The following is a 17,907-nucleotide window of genomic DNA, read 5'->3' on the forward strand; positions in this document are numbered from 1 at the left end:
TTACTCAACCTTAAGAATCACGGGTAATATAAATTGAGTTTTAACCGGAATTCCGCGTTTAATAGCTGGATTAACTTTTGGGAAGTCGACTAAACGTGCACGCAAAATACTATCAATCTTTACAGTATCGTAAGCCACCGAATCTTTTGGGAATTGTGGTTCGAACTTCATTGTGGCATTTGGAAATATTGTTACTTTTACTTCGATAGTATCCAGTTCTGGATAAAGAATCGCAAGTGTATCACTACTAAGTTTTTGCTGAATGAGCTGTGTCATTATCTCGAAAAAACACTGTTGACGTTGTTTTTTATTTTCAATTTTTTCACACTCAACCACCGATGGAAACTCATCCACTTCTTTCCAATTAATTGATTTTAATTCTTTTTGCAGTAATTCTTTTTCAGAAGGTACCTGCTTCTCAAAATATTGACAAGAGTTAAACAAAAAAATTACTAATAAAAGAGAAAATTGCTTCAAGGGTTTTGTTTTGAATTGAACTATAATTTATAAAAATACAATTATTTTTTTTGAGAAGCTTTGAATAACAAATAATCCTCATAACTTTCTGAAAGCCATTGTTCTTTATTTTTTGCTGCTACTTCTTTTTGAGCAGGATACAGACTTGATAATCGGTCTGAAAAAGTGGCAATCTGAACTGTATAATTATAAAACTGCGTTTTAGTTAAAATAACATCAGGATTACTTTTATCTTTAAAGAAATCAAAAAAAAGTGCATCAAAATCTTTCATTGAAAAATTTAATACTTTTTTCTTATTACTTTTATAAATGCTATCCTGAAGCAGTCGATCGTCTATTGAAAGTTTTTTAGTCTGCGCATATGTAGTTGTATTGATTAAAAAAATCAAAGAACAAAACAACATTAATTGCAAAATTCTAGACATAGACGATTTTACTAAAGGCTTGTATGCGCAAAATTACAAAAAAATTATATGGATTCACTATTATTGTTACTCGGTTTTATATGTATGATTATTGGTATTTTAGGTAGTTTCCTGCCTGTTTTACCCGGAATAAGTTTAAGTTGGCTGGGCTTATTGTTGCTTTATTTAACAAAAGCTGTCCCAATGAATTATTGGGTTCTAGGAATTACACTAGCAATTACAATTATCATTTCAATTTTAAATTATATCATACCAGCCAAAGGTACCAAGCGATTTGGAGGAAGCTCTTACGGTATTTGGGGAACTAATATTGGCTTAATTGTAGGGATCTTTGCTCCAATTCCTTTTGGATTCATTATTGGTCCATTTGCAGGTGCTTTTATTGGAGAATTACTTTACGACTACAAAGATCATAATCGCGCATTAAAAGCAGCCACGGGTTCATTTATTGGTTTTCTGGCTTCGAGCTTCATAAACTTTATGCTTTGTATTATATTCTTCGGCTTATTCCTTACAATTGTATGGCAAAATCGTGCTGGATTATTTTAATTTTAAAAACTATTCCAAACCCTATTTTTAAACACATCAAATGTTTGCTTTAAATGCTGATTAATTCCTAAAAGAACCACCACAATTAATAACCCATATCCAACAAGGGTAAAAATCTCCATATTAGACAGCAAAATAGATTGCTTGGTAACTGAACCCAAAATTTGTTTCATTGCCAAAAGATTAGCTTCATCAGGATTAAAACCTTTGCTCACAAAACTTTGTGTCGTTTGTGCAATTCTGTTTTGTGTTTCAGGATTTTCGGGCGCAATAAACTGAGTTAGCTTTGTAAAATGCGATTTCTGGAAAAACTTTTCAGCATTTTGCATGATACAAAAACCTATCGTGCTTCCCCAAAAACGACCAGAAACTCCTATTGCTCCAGAATAGGGCGCCAAACCTGTTGGAACTGATGACATTGTAAATAAAACCAATGGCACAAACAAAACTCCTACTGCAACTCCTTGTAAAACATACGGTATTGCCATTGCCGATAATGAAATATCGGGCACAAAAAGAAAGGTAAACCATAAATGAAATACCGCAAGAATAAAAAACCCAAGCATAAAAATATATCTGGATGCTACCGTTTTTGCTAAAAAAACTGCAGCCAAAACCATTCCTACTATATTCCCTATCACATTAAGAAACTGAACATTAGCAACACGTGATGGTTCCCAATTCCAAACACTAAACATCGTACTATGACAAATAGCAAGTGTTGCCCTCCCTATGTAGAAAAGAAAAAATAATAGGAACCCGATTCTTAGATTAGCATATCTAAAAACATTTAAATCAAAACAAGGTCGTTTTACATGTAACTGCCTAAAGATAAATAAGCCCGTCGAAATTAGTGATGCAATTAGTGCAAATTGGATTTCGGAAGATTCAAACCAATATTTTTTCTCTGCATACACAAAGAAATACGCTCCACATAATATGGCTACCAGCAATAAAACAAAACTTGTCCAATCTATTTGATACAACGGAATTTTTCGATGAAGACGACTATCATTGAATGTAATCATTATTAATAAAACACAAATAATCTGGAACAATGCCGAACCATACGCCATATATTTCCAATCGTAATTTTCTAAAAGCCAAACGGCAATATTCATTATAAAAGGCGACGATAATAGCAATGCTCCATAATTGAATGTGAAACCAATTATAATTGCATTTTTAGATTTAAATCGAGTAATCAATAATTGCCTTAACGGAACCCCAGGTAATGCCATCAGAAAACCTTCGGCCATTCTTATCATAATAAACAACGAAAAGTTCTTTACATAAGCCGATAACATTATAGTAATAGCAACCAAACAAAATACTGCTATCAAGTATTTTTTTGTTGGAAAAAATTTAGAGAATCGACTCTCTATTAATATCGTAGCAAGCAGAGTTCCATAAGTTACACACATCGAAAATTGTAAATCCTCTGGTTCTATATCTAAAAAACTGGATGCATAAGTAACATTCGAAGAGTAAACTCCCAACAAAATCATAGAATGCAACATGCAAAAAAACAAGATTACAATGATTGCCCAATTAGGAACCCATGACTTAAAAACGCTTGTATTGTCTAACATTATATTATTTGTGTTCGGCTACAACAGTTATATTCATTCCGGCACGAAGGAAGTCAGCTTGTTCACTTGTGTCTTTTAATTTTATTCGCACTGGGATTCTTTGTTCAATTTTGATAAAGTTACCAGTAGCATTATCTGGTGGCAATAATGAAAATCGAGCACCACTTGCTGGCGATAATGAAGCTATTACTCCTATAAATTTTTTATTGTTAAGCGCATCAGCATGTATTTCGACTTCCTGACCGATAGTTAAAAACTGCACTTGAGTTTCTTTAAAGTTTGCTGTAATCCATTTTTCTTTACTAACCATCGAAAGTAAAGTTTGCCCTTCTTTTATCATTTGCCCTGGCTGAATTGTTTTTTTGGCAACCCATCCATCATAAGGCGCAGTAATTACTGTGTACGAAAGAAATAAAGCAGCATTATCAGCCAAAGCTTGTTTAGACTGAATTACTGTTTGTGCAGTAGGAACACCCGCAGCTGCCTGAGATGTGTTTAAAGTCGATGTTTCGATTCGATTACTCATTTCTTGATAATGAGCCTGAGCCGATTCGTAATCTGCTTTTACTTTCTCCAATTGTTGTTCAGTTGCAGCTTCTTCTTTTACCAAAGCTTTATAACGTTGGTATTCTAATTGTGTTTTCCACAAATTTGTTTTAGCTGCAGCCAATTGAGACTTTCCAATTGTAGTTGCACTTGCAGTTGTTGCCACATTTTTTTCGATAACAACACTATTTTTTTTAGCACTTTCTACATCTGCCAAAGCCACATCTAATCTTGATTTATATTCACGATTATCTATAACCAACAGCGTATCTCCTTTATGAACAAATTGATTTTCTTCATAACGAACTTCCTGAACATAACCAGTAATTCTTGACATAATAGGCGTAACATATTGCTCAACCTGAGCATCATTTGTTTCTTCGTGGTTTTTATTAAAAATATAAAACCAAATTCCCAAAACTATTCCACTTACAACAAGCACAAACGCAATAATAGTTATCAATGTATGAAACGACTTGCTAGCTCTTGTTTCATTTTTAATCTTTACCATAAAAATTTATTCTCTTTTTAAAATTCAATTATTTAACAATCCTGCAGTATGAAGCAATTCATAATGTTTCATTTCGGCATCAATTCTAGTTGCTATTTTATTATATTTTGCTTGCAACAATGCATTATCAGCATCAACCATTTCGGTTATAAGAACCAATTGATTCAGGTATTTTAACTTTACAATGCGATAATTTTCCGTTGCTAATTCTAGTGCTTTATCAACAACTATAATCTTCTCGACTACTTCCTGATATTGAGTATGATTTCTAAATAATTCATCTTGAACTTTATTCTTTACAATCTCCGATTGTGTTTCCTGCCATTCAATCCTAGAGTTTGCAATACGTACTTTGGTTTTGTTTTTATACAATCCTGACAAACTAAATGTTGCTTCGATTCCTACTTGCCCTAAACTATACAAATAAGGATTTGGCGGGAAAAACATATAATTGGGATATTTCAAATTATAATCCCCAAAGAAATTTATGGTTGGATAATAATTCCCTTTTGCTAATTTCAGTTCTGTTTTCTTAACTTCGACTTCCTGATTTGCAATTCGCATTTCTTCATTTTGAAGCGTATTATTTAAATAGAAATTATAGTTATCCAGATTTATATTTTCATTTAAACTTGCCGTTGTATCAATAGCAATTTCTTGCTCTTCGGGTAGCTGAAGCATTGTTTTTAATTCATGAAGTGCAATTTTGATATTTTTCGAATTTGTCAAAGAATTTAACTCCCGATCCGAAAGCTGCAATTCGGCTCTCAAAACTTCATTTTTCGTAATTGTTCCATGATTCTTTAAGGACTGAACTTCTTTAAGTCGGCTTTGCTCTTCTTTAATATTCTCGTCAATGATTTTTTGAAGTTCCATCATTTTCTGAATTCCCAAATAAGTAGCTATTACTTCTAGCTGAATATCATTTTCAGTTTTTTCGCTTTTTACCTGAGCAATTTTACTTTCCTGATTAGCGATTGCAATAGCATTGTTTATTTTATTTCCAGCATATAGAGGCACTTTAATTACTGTCCCTATGTTATACATCTCAGGAATAGTATGTGTTACTTCTTTATCTTTTAGAAAACCTCCTTTAAATTCTGTTAAGTTCGTAACACGAGAGTAACCTCCGTTAAAATCTATCTCAGGTAAACGAAGTTCTTTGGTTTCTTTGATGTTTTCTTTAGAAATGTCAACCTCGATACGAGATTTAAGAATGTTTTTGTTGTTTTCTTTTGCAATTTTTCTCGCTTCTTGTAATGAAATCGGATTTATTTGCTGAGCTTGTAGTGTATTTATCCCAAATGTAATCAGGATTAAAGCTATTTTTTTTGGACGATAACGCAGTATCGAAAGCCTTTTTTTAAGGAACATGAAAGTAGTGTGATTTATTCACTGCAAAGTTCTTTCATTTTATAATTGCCTGATAATTCTAAAAAGTCAATAACATATTCATTTCGGACAAATTTTAACAATTAGATTTTTTATGCAGATTTCTCAAAAAACTACCAAGAGTCTTACTATCTATTATATTCCAAATGCTTTTACTCTCGCGGACTCAGCAAATTTAGCAGATAAAATTTTTGATAAATCATTTAGGAATATAGAATTAACACTAAAAACGACAAACAAAATCCTTTTATAATCTCAAAAAAAATCTGCTGAATCTGCTAAATCTGCGGGAAAAAGCTTTACTCACACAGATAATTAATACATTATAAGTAGATTACTTTTACAACTTCCCTTTTTTCAAAATATTCTCTCCATTCAGATAATCCGAAGGTCGTTGTCCTAAAATCTTAAAAAACGTATTGCTAAATGTTGGCACACTACTATACCCAACTTCCTGCGCTACTTCTTTTACAGATAATTTTCGATCAAGCAGCAATTCAATCGCTTTTAATACTCTTCTGATTGTATAATATTGAATAAATGACATTCCTAAATCTTTTTGAAACAAACGATATAAAGATTTCTCGCTATATCCAAATTGATGTGCAACTTCTCCAAACAGAATCGTTTCTCCTAAATTATTTTCGATATAACGCAAAATTTTACTCAAGCGAGCATCTTTAGGCAAGGGCAATTCCAGCGGTAAATTGGTTAAACAAATCTGAGGTAATATGGCTTTAATCGCTTTAGCAATCACAAAATTCGGACTACCTTTTTTAAGATCACCATTCCATTGATTGGTAAAAAGCATCATTTGGAGCAATAAATTATTAACCGGATAGATTCCTTCATTTTGATAAAAAACGTCTTCCTCTTTTTCAACAGGAAAATATAAGTTTCGCATCATCACGTTTTCAGACTTTGGATGAATACTGTGTTCAATTCCTGCCGGAATCCATATAAAATGTCGTGCTGGTAAGAAATAGGTTTTAGTTTCTGTCGTTACAAATACAACATCACCTTCAGTATAAAGAAATTGTGCTTTATTGTGTTTGTGTGTAGGAACATATAATTCCCCCATCAAATCATGGTAACAATAAATGCTCTTTTTATCAGCATCTACCGTTTTAATATAATACTTGTGCTCTTTATGAATTGAATGTTCCATTGAAGTAATTAAATGTAAACAGCTTTTGTGATATATAAATATAAGGAAGAAAATTACACAAAGTGAAGTTACCTAAAATAAAAAAGCCTTTCCGTTAAGAAAGGCTTTTTCCAATATTGCGGTCTGGACGGGACTCGAACCCGCGACCCCATGCGTGACAGGCATGTATTCTAACCAACTGAACTACCAAACCTACTTGCTTTATTGTGGGGCAAAAGTACAATAGAAGTTGTGATTCCACAAGCTTTTTCGTGTTTTTTAAACAAAAAAAAACGTTATTTTTTTAACACATTGATTTCTATCAAAGTAGAAAAACGAAAAAAGCTACAACTCCAAACAATTTAAACCAGAATGAGTAATTTAAGAACAGTTAAGCTATTTTATACCTTTAATTAAAATAAACTTATAGGATCAAAAATTGGAATTTGAGGTTTCTATAAAAATTTAAATTGCGTCTTATTCAGATTATCTAATCTTTTTGCTTAATCTCCAACTTTTAAAACTGATCTAATTTAACCGCAAAGGAAACAAAGAGAAAAAAACGCAAAAGTTCGCAAAGCTATTGATTGAACTTTGCGAACCTTTATGTAATCCTTTGCAGTCTTTGCGGTAATCTTTTTTTCGTAGCCCCAACTTTTGCACTTGATTCAATTTAACTGAAAAGTCCGCAAAGCTTAATTAAAACTTTGCGGACTTTGCGTAAATCTTAGCGTCCTTTGCGGTTAATTTTCAAGTTAAATCTACAAACCAAAAAGGTCTTAAATCAAAAAAGCCATCCACAAAAGTGGAAAGCTTTTCATTGGTCTAACTACTAAACCCGGTCAGCTTACAAGGCCGACCAAACAACACAACTAATCTTAGATACCGTATTTGGGCAAAAAAGCCTTTCTATAAAGAAAGGCTTTTCCCAATATTGCGGTCTGGACGGGACTCGAACCCGCGACCCCATGCGTGACAGGCATGTATTCTAACCAACTGAACTACCAAACCTCTGCGTTATTGCGGTTGCAAAGATAGTATAGAATTTCATTTCTGCAAGCCTTTTTGTAAAAAAATTTAATTTATTTTTTTACTTATTATCCAAAGTTTTGTTTTTCAACCAAGTATGTCGTTAAAATTTTTTCAAAATTATCACCTACTGCGACCGGAACGTACTTAATTCGGTTCTGAGCACAAGTTAAAGCCAACCTCTTAAAATAACTTTCCACCTCTTTTTCATATTCTACTTTCACATTATCTGCAAAAACAGCTACTTCTTCACCAGTTTCCAGATCGATAAATTTACGTGGTGCATTATCAAAATCAAATTTCACTTCTGTTTCCTTATCTATTACATGAAACAAAACCACTTTATGCTTATTATGTTTAAGATGCTGCAATGCATTAAATAATAATTCTTCATTTTCAGATTGAAACATATCTGTAAAAAGGATAATCATCGAACGCCTATGAATTTTCTCCGCAATTTGATGCAGATAGGTAATCGTATCCGTTTTTTTACTCGTCTTAGGTTTCTCTAAAAGCTCTTCTAATTTATTAAGTAACATTCTATGATGACGATCACTCCCTTTTTCAGGCGCATAATACTCATAACTATCCGAAAACACACTCAAGCCTACCGCATCACGTTGTTTCTTTAAGATATTCATTAAAACTGCAGAAGCCAAAACAGAAAAGCCTATTTTATTCTCATAAAAAGATTGATTTGATTTTAAATCTGGATAATGCATCGATGCTGAATTATCTATGATTAAATGACAACGCAAATTAGTTTCCTCTTCAAATCGCTTTGCATACAATCGATCCGTCTTAGCAAACAACTTCCAATCGATATGCTTTGTGCTTTCGCCAACATTATAAACCTTATGTTCAGCAAATTCCGCCGAAAAACCATGAAACGGACTTTTATGCATTCCCGAAATAAAACCTTCCACAACCTGGTTGGCCAACATCTCAAGATGCTGAAAACTAGAAATCTTCTCTATTTGCGATTCAATTTTCATTCGGTTTATTTTTTTATTTTTTGCGCACGGTACAAATCATCCGTCGCTTGCAATAATTTTCTTTTTAGTATCGGACTAAAGTTAGGATTCTCTTTCAAGAACGTTTCCACCACATCATAAGCATAGCTTGACGAATATCTTCCAACCGTACCATTAAGCCAATCTTTTGGAAAAAATATATCTCCTGTACGCTGAATTTCTGTTACTAAATCCAAACAAAAACGAAGATGTTTTTTAGCACTTTCCTGACGCAATGGATGGTGAATATTTGCTAAAGCCGATGAAACCCAAGTCTCTTTTTCCCTGTTTTTATCCTCTTTTAAAGACAACATAAACGCATCTCTAACTGAATCATCTTTTGATAAAGATGGAAGCAAGAACTCAAATCTCTTTTGTTTATCTGGATTACTAATAGCCAACTTTGCTTTACTTAGAATCTCATCTGCATTTTGATGTTTAAATATAGCCAAATTCATAGCTATACTCGTATAGTCATCTTCATTTAATTTTAAATTAGCAATAACATCTTCTTTATTCCATATTCGGTATAACTTTTCTTTCCCTGAATCTGAATAAGCAACAGAACTAAACAAACCAAATAGCGTTTTCTTAATATTTTTTGGCAAATCCAGCTGCAAGCGCATATAAACAGCCTCTTCAAGTTGTTTTTGACCACTATTTTGCTCTTTTTCTGTTAGAAATTTCCAAAAAATGGTATTTAACTGATTCGACAAAATCTTAATAACCAATTCATTCTGTTCTACTTTAATTCCTTCGAGACAAGAATCAAATACCTCTACAGGCACAACAACCCCAGCTAACATATTCTCATAAAGATTAATATAACTATACGCTCTTGCTACCTCATCTTTTATTGTTGGAATATAATTTAGACTATTCACATCTACTGGAAAAACGCCATATCCAAAACCATTATAATTGTATATAATTGTAGTCGGCTTAGACAAGCCTAAAACATTTTCTACTTTGGTCACTCTATCCTTCACAGAAACCTTAATCACCTTAACTCCATCAGGATATACTAATCCGATATCAAATTTTTGTGGCCAAAGATTCTTAGATTTATCTTCCGCCTGTTGCTCAATTTCAAAATTCTTTATATTGTTTTTAGAATCATATTCGATATGACTAGTTAGAATTGGTCTTCCTGATTTATTAACCCATACATCACTCCATTTTTTCATATCTAATGGAGTTTCTGCATCCAGAATTTCAACTAAATTCTCCCAGTTTGCATTATCATTTGCATACTTCTGAATATATTTCTGAATACCTTTTCTAAACGCCTCCTCACCCATTGAAGCCTCTAACTGACGCATCATGATTGGTGCTTTGTTATAAATAATGCTCCCATAAAGCGATCCTGCATTTTTAAGATTTCCTAATTTTTGTTTGATCGGATGCGCTCCTGCAGATCGATCTTCTGCATAAGCACTAGGATAATGAGCCGTCAAAAACTGTAAACCATGATTTACCTTTGGAAAAATTGGATTCATAATTTTATCTGCCATGAAATTTGCAAAAACTTCTTTCATCCAAACATCATCAAACCATTTCATAGTTACCAAATCGCCAAACCACATATGAGCCGTTTCATGAGCAATTAATTTAGCTCTATTTAACTTTTCACTATCTGTAGCACTATTATCCAAAAACAAAGAAGCCTCTCTATATTGAATAGCTCCAACATGTTCCATTCCTCCGTATTGAAACACAGGAATTGAGGCAAAATCTAATTTTTGAAATGGAAACAAGTACTGCGTATAGTTCTCTAAAAAATTCAAAGACTGCTGATGCAAATTAAAAATAGTATCTGTACTCGCTTTTATTTTATCTGGATTATTCTCCCGATACAGCATTGTCATTTGCCTATTACCACTAGGATTCTCAGTAACACGTTTAAACTCACCTGCTACAAACGAGAACAAATAGGTACTCATTTTATCCGACTTTCCAAACTTATAAGTAACCGCTTCCCCACCTTCAATCCGCTCTTTTACCGGTGCACCCGCCAAAACCGCCCAATCTTTTGGCACAGTAAGAGTGAGCACATAAGTAGCCTTAATATCGGGTTGATCAAAACATGGAAACAATGTACTAGCTCTATCCGGGACTAACAATGTATAAAGAAAGTCATCATTTCTATTCAATGATAAATCTCCTGCTATAAACGAAATTTCAACTTTATTATCACCCAAAACCAAGTTCTTGTCAGAAATAACGATATGCTCTTTCTCATGTACAACAGCTACATTTTTACCGTTTACGAGAATTGTTTTTAAATTTTGAGATTTCTCATTAAAATCCAAATACAACGGCCTACTTAAATCAGACAATTTAAACTCCACAATAAGATTTGAAACAATTTCCTTTGCCTTTTTATCAGGAATTACAAATAACAAATTATAAGATACGTTAGAAATTTGTTGTTTTCTAAAAATTGCCAATTCCTCCGAAACTCCTCTTTCTAATAAAAAATCATTCTTTTTTACAGACTGAGACCAAGAAGAACCAGATAAAATAAAGAAACTAAGTAAGCAATAAATAATTTTCATTTTTTAAAATAGGTATAGATATTCGTTAAAAATAAAAAAAGGTTTGACTTTCGCCAAACCTTTTTTATATAAATTAATAATCGGAATCGATTACAACAATGCGTCTAAACTATCTGCGTAAGTTTGTTTCGGAGCAACTCCTACTTGTTTACCTACTACTTCTCCGTTATGAAAAACTAAAACAGTTGGAATATTACGTACACCGTATTTTGCAGCAAATTCTTGGTTTGCATCTACGTCTACTTTTCCTATTACTACTTTTCCAGCATATTCAGTGCTTAATTCGTCGATGATTGGACCAACCATTCTACAAGGCCCGCACCATGCTGCCCAAAAGTCAACCATAACTGGTTTATCTGATTTCAAAACTACTTCTTCAAAAGTAGCATCTGTTATTGCTAAAGCCATTTTCTTTTTTGTTTAAAGTTTAACCCTCAGACATCTCTTCGGGGGACAATTTTTAATGAGTTTCGAACTCGAGTACAAATTTAGAAATTTAAAATCAATTCATCTCTATTTCCAAATTAGTTTTCATTATAAACGTATCGTAAATCTTTATACTTGTCTTATTTTTTAATTACTTCTTGAAGTAACCTTCTGTTTTCTGATACCTATCGAATTACAAACAAAAAAGAGGACATTCTTTCGAACATCCTCTTTTCTAAAAACTAAAAAAGCAAAATATTATAAGCTATATTTAAGACCTAAAGTCAAGCCTAATCCGCTAATACCAACATAAGAGCTTAACTCGTCCATTGCATCATTAGGTCTAGTTGTATCTTTAGTATCTGCCGTAGCCGTATTAGGATTAAACAAAGGATTATTAGAATTAACATCTAATTTACTTCTATAATTTGTATGAATCTGTGCAGTAGTTCTTGTTGCTAAAGCATCGTTACCATTAACAGTAAACTCTGTAGTTTCTTTGGTTTTTCCGTGTACTGTAAAGTTACGATACTCTAATTCTGCAAAAACAGAAATATTTTTTCCTAATTTATAAGATGTTCCTAAAGCTGCAACAAAACCAACAGTTGGATTTGGTTTTACCTTATCAACACTACGAACATTTCCAAAAGCAGTCGGAGCACCAGTCGGAGCAAATGCAATTGGAGCATATGCATCAGTAGTTATCTCTAAATCTCCGTGAATTGGTACTAAAATACCAACTTTTGTATATGGTTCAAAACCTTTGTGCTCTCCTAAGAACAATACCAATGCAGGTGCTAAATCAAAAGCAGTAATTTGCCCTACTGATTTAAAGCTATACACACCAGCTGGTGTAATAGGCACATCAGATCTAGTTTGAGCCATTGTCTTATCATTACTACTATAATAATTAACTCCTAACTCAACCCCTAAACGAGCATTAAATCTATAACCTGCTGTTATACCAGTTCTAAAACCTTCACCAAAAGACCCTGTAACACTTTCTTCTGAAACTAATTTCCCTCCTACATAAGTTCTATCCAAAGGAAGATTCCCTCCTACGGTTGGAAACTCAGTAGCTGCTGTTTGCAAGAAATAAGATCCGCCTAATTTAAAATACCAGCTTTCTGGCTTTTCTGCTTTTTCAGTTTGAGCTACCATAGTCATAGAACAAACCATCATTCCTAATAAAAAAAGACTCTTTTTCATAATTTTTTTCTTAAAATAATTTATACAGTGTAAAATAATTTAACAGAATGTTCTCGTTTGCTTTGGGGCAATTGGAGCGCAATCGTTGTAATTGAGAACAATAATAGTGAAAAAATAGTATGCATGCATAATTTTACCGTTAAAAAAATACATTAATTAAAATTTTAACTATAAATCTTTAATTTAACTTGAAATTTATCTGCATTTTCTCTAATTCTTGCAATAGCTCAGTACAAATATTTACTTTTAACCTTCTACTCGGCATAGTTAATTTGGTTACTACGTTTATTTCCTCAACCTCAGTAACTTCTGCCGTTTTTGTACTCAAGACATCATCCTGATCATCACCTTCATCTACAAAAACTGCATCATCAGCTTCCTCAAACTCAGCTGTAGTTTCAACTTGAACCAAGCGCTTTATCTTTTCTAACTCCATGATTTCAAAAGTCACGGTATTATCTCCTTTATTCTCATTAAATAAATGGCTCAACTTATGAATAAACTCCGCTTGTAAATCTTTTATATTCAACAATAAAATCAATTTTCTAGCAAAGACTTCCAGAATATCCTGCAGCTGTCTTATTTCAACAAACTGCAATCTTGGGTCTGATTTCTTACCTGTATCATGATTCACCCATCCATCTTTAATTAATACCTTCAGGAAAGCAAAATTATTCTGAATCAGGAAATGACGAAATTTCAAGTATTCTTCACCAAAAATTTTGAATTCATAACTTTCATCGTATCCTTCTAAATTAAATATTGCCCAACCTTTCCCGTTTTTGGCTACACGATGTTGCACGTTATTTATTATTCCCGCAAAATTTAGATTTTTACCTACATACTCATTCATGCTTTTCAAAGCCTCCAATCTGGCATTACAGAAGTATTTCATTTCAAATCTAAAATCGTCTAGAGGATGTCCTGAAATATAAATTCCAACAACTTCTTTCTCCTTAGCCAGTTTTTCCATCGTACTCCAATCTTCACAAGGTGGTACAATTGGCTCAGCAATCTGAACTTCGCTTGTTTCTCCGAACAAACTCACTTGCGATGAATTTTCATTTTCCTGAAACTTTGATCCATAACGAATTGCTTTTTCATAAAACGTAATTCCATCACCATCATCATGAAAATATTGCGCTCTGGTAGTTCCTTCAAACGAGTCAAAACCACCTGCAAGCGCTAAGTTTTCGATTGCCTTTTTATTGGCTGCACGCAAATCAATTCGTTTAGCCAAATCAAAAATCGATTTATACTTGCCATCTTTTCTACTTTCTACAATGGTTGCCACTGCTCCCGAACCAACTCCTTTAATAGCTCCCATCCCGAAACGTACTGCATATTCATCATTTACAGTAAACTTATAAAACGACTCATTTACATCTGGCCCTAAAACCTGTAATCCCATTCGTTTACATTCTTCCATAAAAAATGACACTTGTTTAATATCATTCATATTATTAGAAAGTACCGCAGCCATATATTCTGCAGGATAATGCGCTTTTAAGTAAGCGGTTTGATATGCAATCCACGCATAACAAGTGGAGTGCGACTTATTAAAGGCGTAACTCGCAAATGCCTCCCAGTCTTTCCAGATTTTCTCTAAAACCTTAGCATCATGACCTTTTTTTGCAGCTTGTTCCACAAATTTAGGCTTCATCTTATCTAGAACGTCCTTTTGTTTCTTACCCATCGCTTTACGCAAAACATCGGCCTCACCTTTTGTAAAGTCAGCCAGCGATTGCGACAGAAGCATTACCTGCTCTTGATAAACTGTAATTCCGTATGTTTCTCCTAAATATTCTTCACAGGCATCTAAATCGTATTTGATTTCCTCTTCTCCATTTTTTCTTCTTACGAAAGACGGAATATATTCTAAAGGTCCCGGACGATATAAGGCATTCATGGCAATTAAATCCCCAAAAACAGTCGGTTTCAGATCCTTCATGTATTTCTGCATTCCGGGCGACTCATATTGGAAGATTCCTACCGTTTCTCCTCTCTGGAAAAGTGCATACGTCTCAACATCATCAATCGGGAATGTATCCGGATCTAAATCAATTCCGTTTCTATATTTTACCAGCTTAACAGTATCTTTTATCAGCGTAAGGGTCTTCAGACCCAAGAAGTCCATCTTCAGCAATCCTGCACTTTCTGCAACCGAGTTATCAAACTGTGTTACATATAAATCAGAATCTTTTGCTGTAGTAACAGGTACGAAATTCGTAATATCCGATGGTGTAATAATTACACCACAGGCGTGAATTCCGGTATTTCGCATCGATCCTTCAAGGATTTTTGCTTGTTGAATTGTTTCACCTGCCAAATCATCTTCATTTGCAATGGCAATCAATTCTTTTACATTATCAAATTCATCTGAACGAAGCGCTTTTTTAACCTCCTCTTCGCTTTCAGAAATAAAACGCGCTAAATTCCATTTAGACGGCATCATTCCCGGAATCAGTTTTGCAATTCTATCGGCTTCAAATAATGGTAAATCCAATACACGAGCTGTATCACGAATCGCTGATTTGGTTGCCATTTTACCGTAGGTAATAATTTGCGCAACCTGATTTTTACCGTATTTATTGATTACGTAATCCATAACTCGACCACGACCCTCATCATCAAAGTCAATATCAATATCGGGCATGGATACACGATCCGGATTAAGGAAACGCTCAAAAAGCAAATCGTACTTAATTGGGTCAATGTTCGTAATCCCTAAACAATAAGCAACGGCTGAACCTGCAGCAGATCCACGCCCTGGTCCTACCGAAACATCCATTTTTCTAGCTTCGGCAATGAAATCCTGACAAATCAAAAAGTAACCTGGATACCCAGAATTCGAAATCGTTAGTAACTCAAAATCTAAACGTTCCTGAATAGATTCTGTAATTTCTCCATATCGTCTCTTAGCCCCCGTCATGGTAAGGTGTCGTAAATATTTATTTTCACCACGTACACCTCCATCAGCTTCGTCTTCAACCACTAAGAATTCCTCTGGAATATCAAACTTAGGAAGCAATACATCACGGTAAAGCGAGTAAATTTCGACCTTATCTACAATTTCCTGAATGTTAATAATCGCATCCGGCAAATCAGCGAAGAGTTTTTTCATCTCTTCTTGCGACTTGTAATAATATTCCTGATTGGGTAATCCGTAACGATATCCTCGACCACGACCAATTGGCGTAGCTTGTTTTTCACCATCTTTCACACACAACAAAATGTCGTGCGCGTTGGCATCTTCTTTATTTAAATAGTAAGTATTATTTGTCGCAATTAATTTGACATTGTGTTTTTGAGAAAACTCAATCAGGGTTTTATTCACACGATTTTCGTCTTCCTGATTGTGACGCATGACTTCAAGATAGAAATCTTCTCCGAATTGCTCTTTCCACCAAATTAAAGCTTCTTCGGCTTGGTTTTCACCAACATTCAGAATTTTACTCTGGATTTCTCCGTATAAATTCCCGGACAAAACCATGATATCTTCTTTATATTGCTCGACAATTTTTCGATCAATTCTCGGAACATAATAAAATCCATCTGTAAAAGCAATCGATGACATTTTAGCCAAATTATGATACCCTTTTTTGTTTTTAGCCAACAAAACAACCTGATTACCATTGTCTTTTTTACTTTTATCCAAGTGATTATCACAAACATTAAATTCGCAACCCACAATTGGTTTTATTTCTGTTTCTGTCGGCTCTTCACCAGCTTCAACCAAAGCTTTATTTTTACCTGATGCCGCTTTATTATGATTCATAACAGCGCTCACAAAATGAAAAGCCCCCATCATATTTCCAGTATCTGTCATAGCAACTGCTGGCATACCGTTTTTGGCTGTAGCCGAAACGATATTTCCTATCCCTATAGTTGATTGTAAAACTGAAAACTGTGTATGATTATGCAAATGCGAATATTTCGCTGCTTTAAAACCCTCTAAGTCTGACTCTGAAACTGTTGTCTGCTTATCATCCGATTCTAAAGCTCTTAATTGCTCTCTGATTTTATCAGAAGCTGCTTTTAAATTGATATGCTTTAAACCTATCAGCTTGATTTCCTGAGGGTTTTTATTTTGGAATTCTCCAAAATAATCCTTCGGAACATCTAATTCTTCTTTAGTAAAAACCTCTCTTCTTATTAACTCCAGAAAACAACGTGTTGTCGCTTCAACGTCGGCAGTAGCATTGTGTGCTTCTGCAAATGGTTTATTAAAAAGATAACTATGTAATTCGGTCAATGTAGGCAATTTAAATCTTCCTCCACGACCTCCCGGTAATTGCAATAACGAAGCGGTAACTTCTGTACAAGTATCAAGAACAGGCATAGTGCTCATAGGCGAATCAACACCCATTCGATGAAACTCAGCCCCCATAATATTAACATCAAAACCTAAATTTTGACCTACAATAAATTTGGTTTTGCTTAAAGCAATATTAAATTTCTCTAAAACTTCTTGCAATGAAATTCCATCGGCTTCAGCCAATTCAGTAGAAATTCCGTGAATACGCTCTGCATCATACGGGATATTAAATCCCTCAGGTTTTACCAAATAATCCTGATGTTCGATGAGTTTCCCCATATCGTCATGCAACTGCCAAGCGATCTGAATACAGCGAGGCCAGTTATCAGAATCGGTTATTGGAGCATCCCAACGTTTTGGTAATCCAGTAGTTTCGGTATCGAATATTAAATACATAGTTTTCTTTAAAAGACAATTTTTAAAATTCCAAATTCCAATTATCTTTATTCTAAATCCCTGATAACAAGAACTAAATAAAAGCACTGGATGGAAAATGGAGGAACTTCAAATTTAGTCTTTTTTTGAGCTATTAAAAAAGGAAGTTATCAACAAGGAAGAACAAAATGACAACTTAAAAATAAAAATACACATCGCTACAAAGACAGATTTTTCTGTCCAAAAAAGATAATATAGTATTGAAATAGAGTAAGAAAATACAACAAAAATAATGCAACACAAGTTACTTTTGACCCTTTAATCTCTAAAAGAAATTAAT

The 17,907-nt window shown here is 33.8% G+C and carries 12 protein-coding genes and 2 tRNA genes; 1 reads left to right on the plus strand and 13 read right to left on the minus strand.

The features are described 5' to 3' along the window. Positions 1 to 477, minus strand: a complete 477-nt coding sequence (locus tag OIU80_RS15230; RefSeq protein WP_264287846.1) for a hypothetical protein — start codon at positions 475 to 477, stop codon at positions 1 to 3. 41 nt (positions 478 to 518) lie between these two features. After that, on the minus strand, positions 519 to 749 hold the full coding sequence (locus OIU80_RS15235; RefSeq protein ID WP_264287847.1) for a hypothetical protein: 231 nt from the start codon (positions 747 to 749) through the stop codon (positions 519 to 521). A 201-nt stretch (positions 750 to 950) separates the two neighbouring features. Between OIU80_RS15235 and OIU80_RS15240 the strand changes: the two genes are divergently transcribed. Further along, on the plus strand, positions 951 to 1,451 hold the full coding sequence (locus OIU80_RS15240) for a DUF456 domain-containing protein (protein WP_264287848.1): 501 nt from the start codon (positions 951 to 953) through the stop codon (positions 1,449 to 1,451). Positions 1,452 to 1,453: 2 nt separating this feature from the next. On the opposite strand, the gene OIU80_RS15245 is transcribed toward OIU80_RS15240, so the two are convergent. The 11 genes from OIU80_RS15245 to dnaE form a co-directional block, all read right to left on the minus strand. Continuing rightward, positions 1,454 to 3,043, minus strand: coding sequence for an MFS transporter (locus OIU80_RS15245; protein ID WP_264287849.1), 1,590 nt, complete (start codon positions 3,041 to 3,043; stop codon positions 1,454 to 1,456). Between the two features lie 4 nt (positions 3,044 to 3,047). After that, positions 3,048 to 4,100 (minus strand): HlyD family secretion protein, encoded by a 1,053-nt coding sequence (locus tag OIU80_RS15250; protein ID WP_264287850.1) that lies wholly within the window; start codon positions 4,098 to 4,100, stop codon positions 3,048 to 3,050. Positions 4,101 to 4,124: 24 nt separating this feature from the next. Further along, positions 4,125 to 5,474, minus strand: coding sequence for a TolC family protein (locus OIU80_RS15255; RefSeq protein WP_264287851.1), 1,350 nt, complete (start codon positions 5,472 to 5,474; stop codon positions 4,125 to 4,127). Positions 5,475 to 5,832: 358 nt separating this feature from the next. Continuing rightward, entirely contained in the window at positions 5,833 to 6,660 is an 828-nt protein-coding gene (locus OIU80_RS15260; RefSeq protein ID WP_264287852.1) for a helix-turn-helix domain-containing protein, read from the minus strand. 119 nt (positions 6,661 to 6,779) lie between these two features. Next, a tRNA-Asp gene (locus OIU80_RS15265) sits at positions 6,780 to 6,853 on the minus strand. A 723-nt stretch (positions 6,854 to 7,576) separates the two neighbouring features. Continuing rightward, a tRNA-Asp gene (locus tag OIU80_RS15270) sits at positions 7,577 to 7,650 on the minus strand. 86 nt (positions 7,651 to 7,736) lie between these two features. Next, positions 7,737 to 8,663: a DUF58 domain-containing protein gene (locus OIU80_RS15275; RefSeq protein WP_264287853.1), complete on the minus strand. Its 927-nt coding sequence runs from the start codon at positions 8,661 to 8,663 to the stop codon at positions 7,737 to 7,739. 5 nt (positions 8,664 to 8,668) lie between these two features. Further along, a complete protein-coding gene (locus tag OIU80_RS15280; protein ID WP_264287854.1) occupies positions 8,669 to 11,239 on the minus strand; it encodes a M1 family metallopeptidase in 2,571 nt (856 codons plus the stop codon). 90 nt (positions 11,240 to 11,329) lie between these two features. Next, the gene (gene trxA / locus OIU80_RS15285) at positions 11,330 to 11,647 is read right to left on the minus strand and encodes a thioredoxin (RefSeq protein WP_195737199.1); all 318 of its coding nucleotides are present in this window, start codon (positions 11,645 to 11,647) and stop codon (positions 11,330 to 11,332) included. A 276-nt stretch (positions 11,648 to 11,923) separates the two neighbouring features. Further along, on the minus strand, positions 11,924 to 12,874 hold the full coding sequence (locus OIU80_RS15290) for a porin family protein (RefSeq protein ID WP_264287855.1): 951 nt from the start codon (positions 12,872 to 12,874) through the stop codon (positions 11,924 to 11,926). Between the two features lie 178 nt (positions 12,875 to 13,052). Beyond that, positions 13,053 to 17,588, minus strand: coding sequence for a DNA polymerase III subunit alpha (gene dnaE / locus OIU80_RS15295; protein WP_264287856.1), 4,536 nt, complete (start codon positions 17,586 to 17,588; stop codon positions 13,053 to 13,055). Positions 17,589 to 17,907 lie beyond the last annotated feature (319 nt).

It is taken from the genome of Flavobacterium frigoritolerans, from assembly GCF_025847275.1.
Taxonomy (GTDB): Bacteria; Bacteroidota; Bacteroidia; order Flavobacteriales; family Flavobacteriaceae; genus Flavobacterium; species Flavobacterium frigoritolerans.

Coding starts and splice junctions, on each gene's coding strand:
- OIU80_RS15260 (WP_264287852.1), bottom strand. CDS start 6,660: ATGGAACATTCAATTCATAAAGAGCACAAGTATTATATTAAAACGGTA.
- OIU80_RS15280 (WP_264287854.1), bottom strand. CDS start 11,239: ATGAAAATTATTTATTGCTTACTTAGTTTCTTTATTTTATCTGGTTCT.
- OIU80_RS15255 (WP_264287851.1), bottom strand. CDS start 5,474: ATGTTCCTTAAAAAAAGGCTTTCGATACTGCGTTATCGTCCAAAAAAA.
- OIU80_RS15250 (WP_264287850.1), bottom strand. CDS start 4,100: ATGGTAAAGATTAAAAATGAAACAAGAGCTAGCAAGTCGTTTCATACA.
- OIU80_RS15235 (WP_264287847.1), bottom strand. CDS start 749: ATGAAAGATTTTGATGCACTTTTTTTTGATTTCTTTAAAGATAAAAGT.
- OIU80_RS15290 (WP_264287855.1), bottom strand. CDS start 12,874: ATGAAAAAGAGTCTTTTTTTATTAGGAATGATGGTTTGTTCTATGACT.
- OIU80_RS15245 (WP_264287849.1), bottom strand. CDS start 3,043: ATGTTAGACAATACAAGCGTTTTTAAGTCATGGGTTCCTAATTGGGCA.
- OIU80_RS15240 (WP_264287848.1), top strand. CDS start 951: ATGGATTCACTATTATTGTTACTCGGTTTTATATGTATGATTATTGGT.
- dnaE (WP_264287856.1), bottom strand. CDS start 17,588: ATGTATTTAATATTCGATACCGAAACTACTGGATTACCAAAACGTTGG.
- trxA (WP_195737199.1), bottom strand. CDS start 11,647: ATGGCTTTAGCAATAACAGATGCTACTTTTGAAGAAGTAGTTTTGAAA.
- OIU80_RS15275 (WP_264287853.1), bottom strand. CDS start 8,663: ATGAAAATTGAATCGCAAATAGAGAAGATTTCTAGTTTTCAGCATCTT.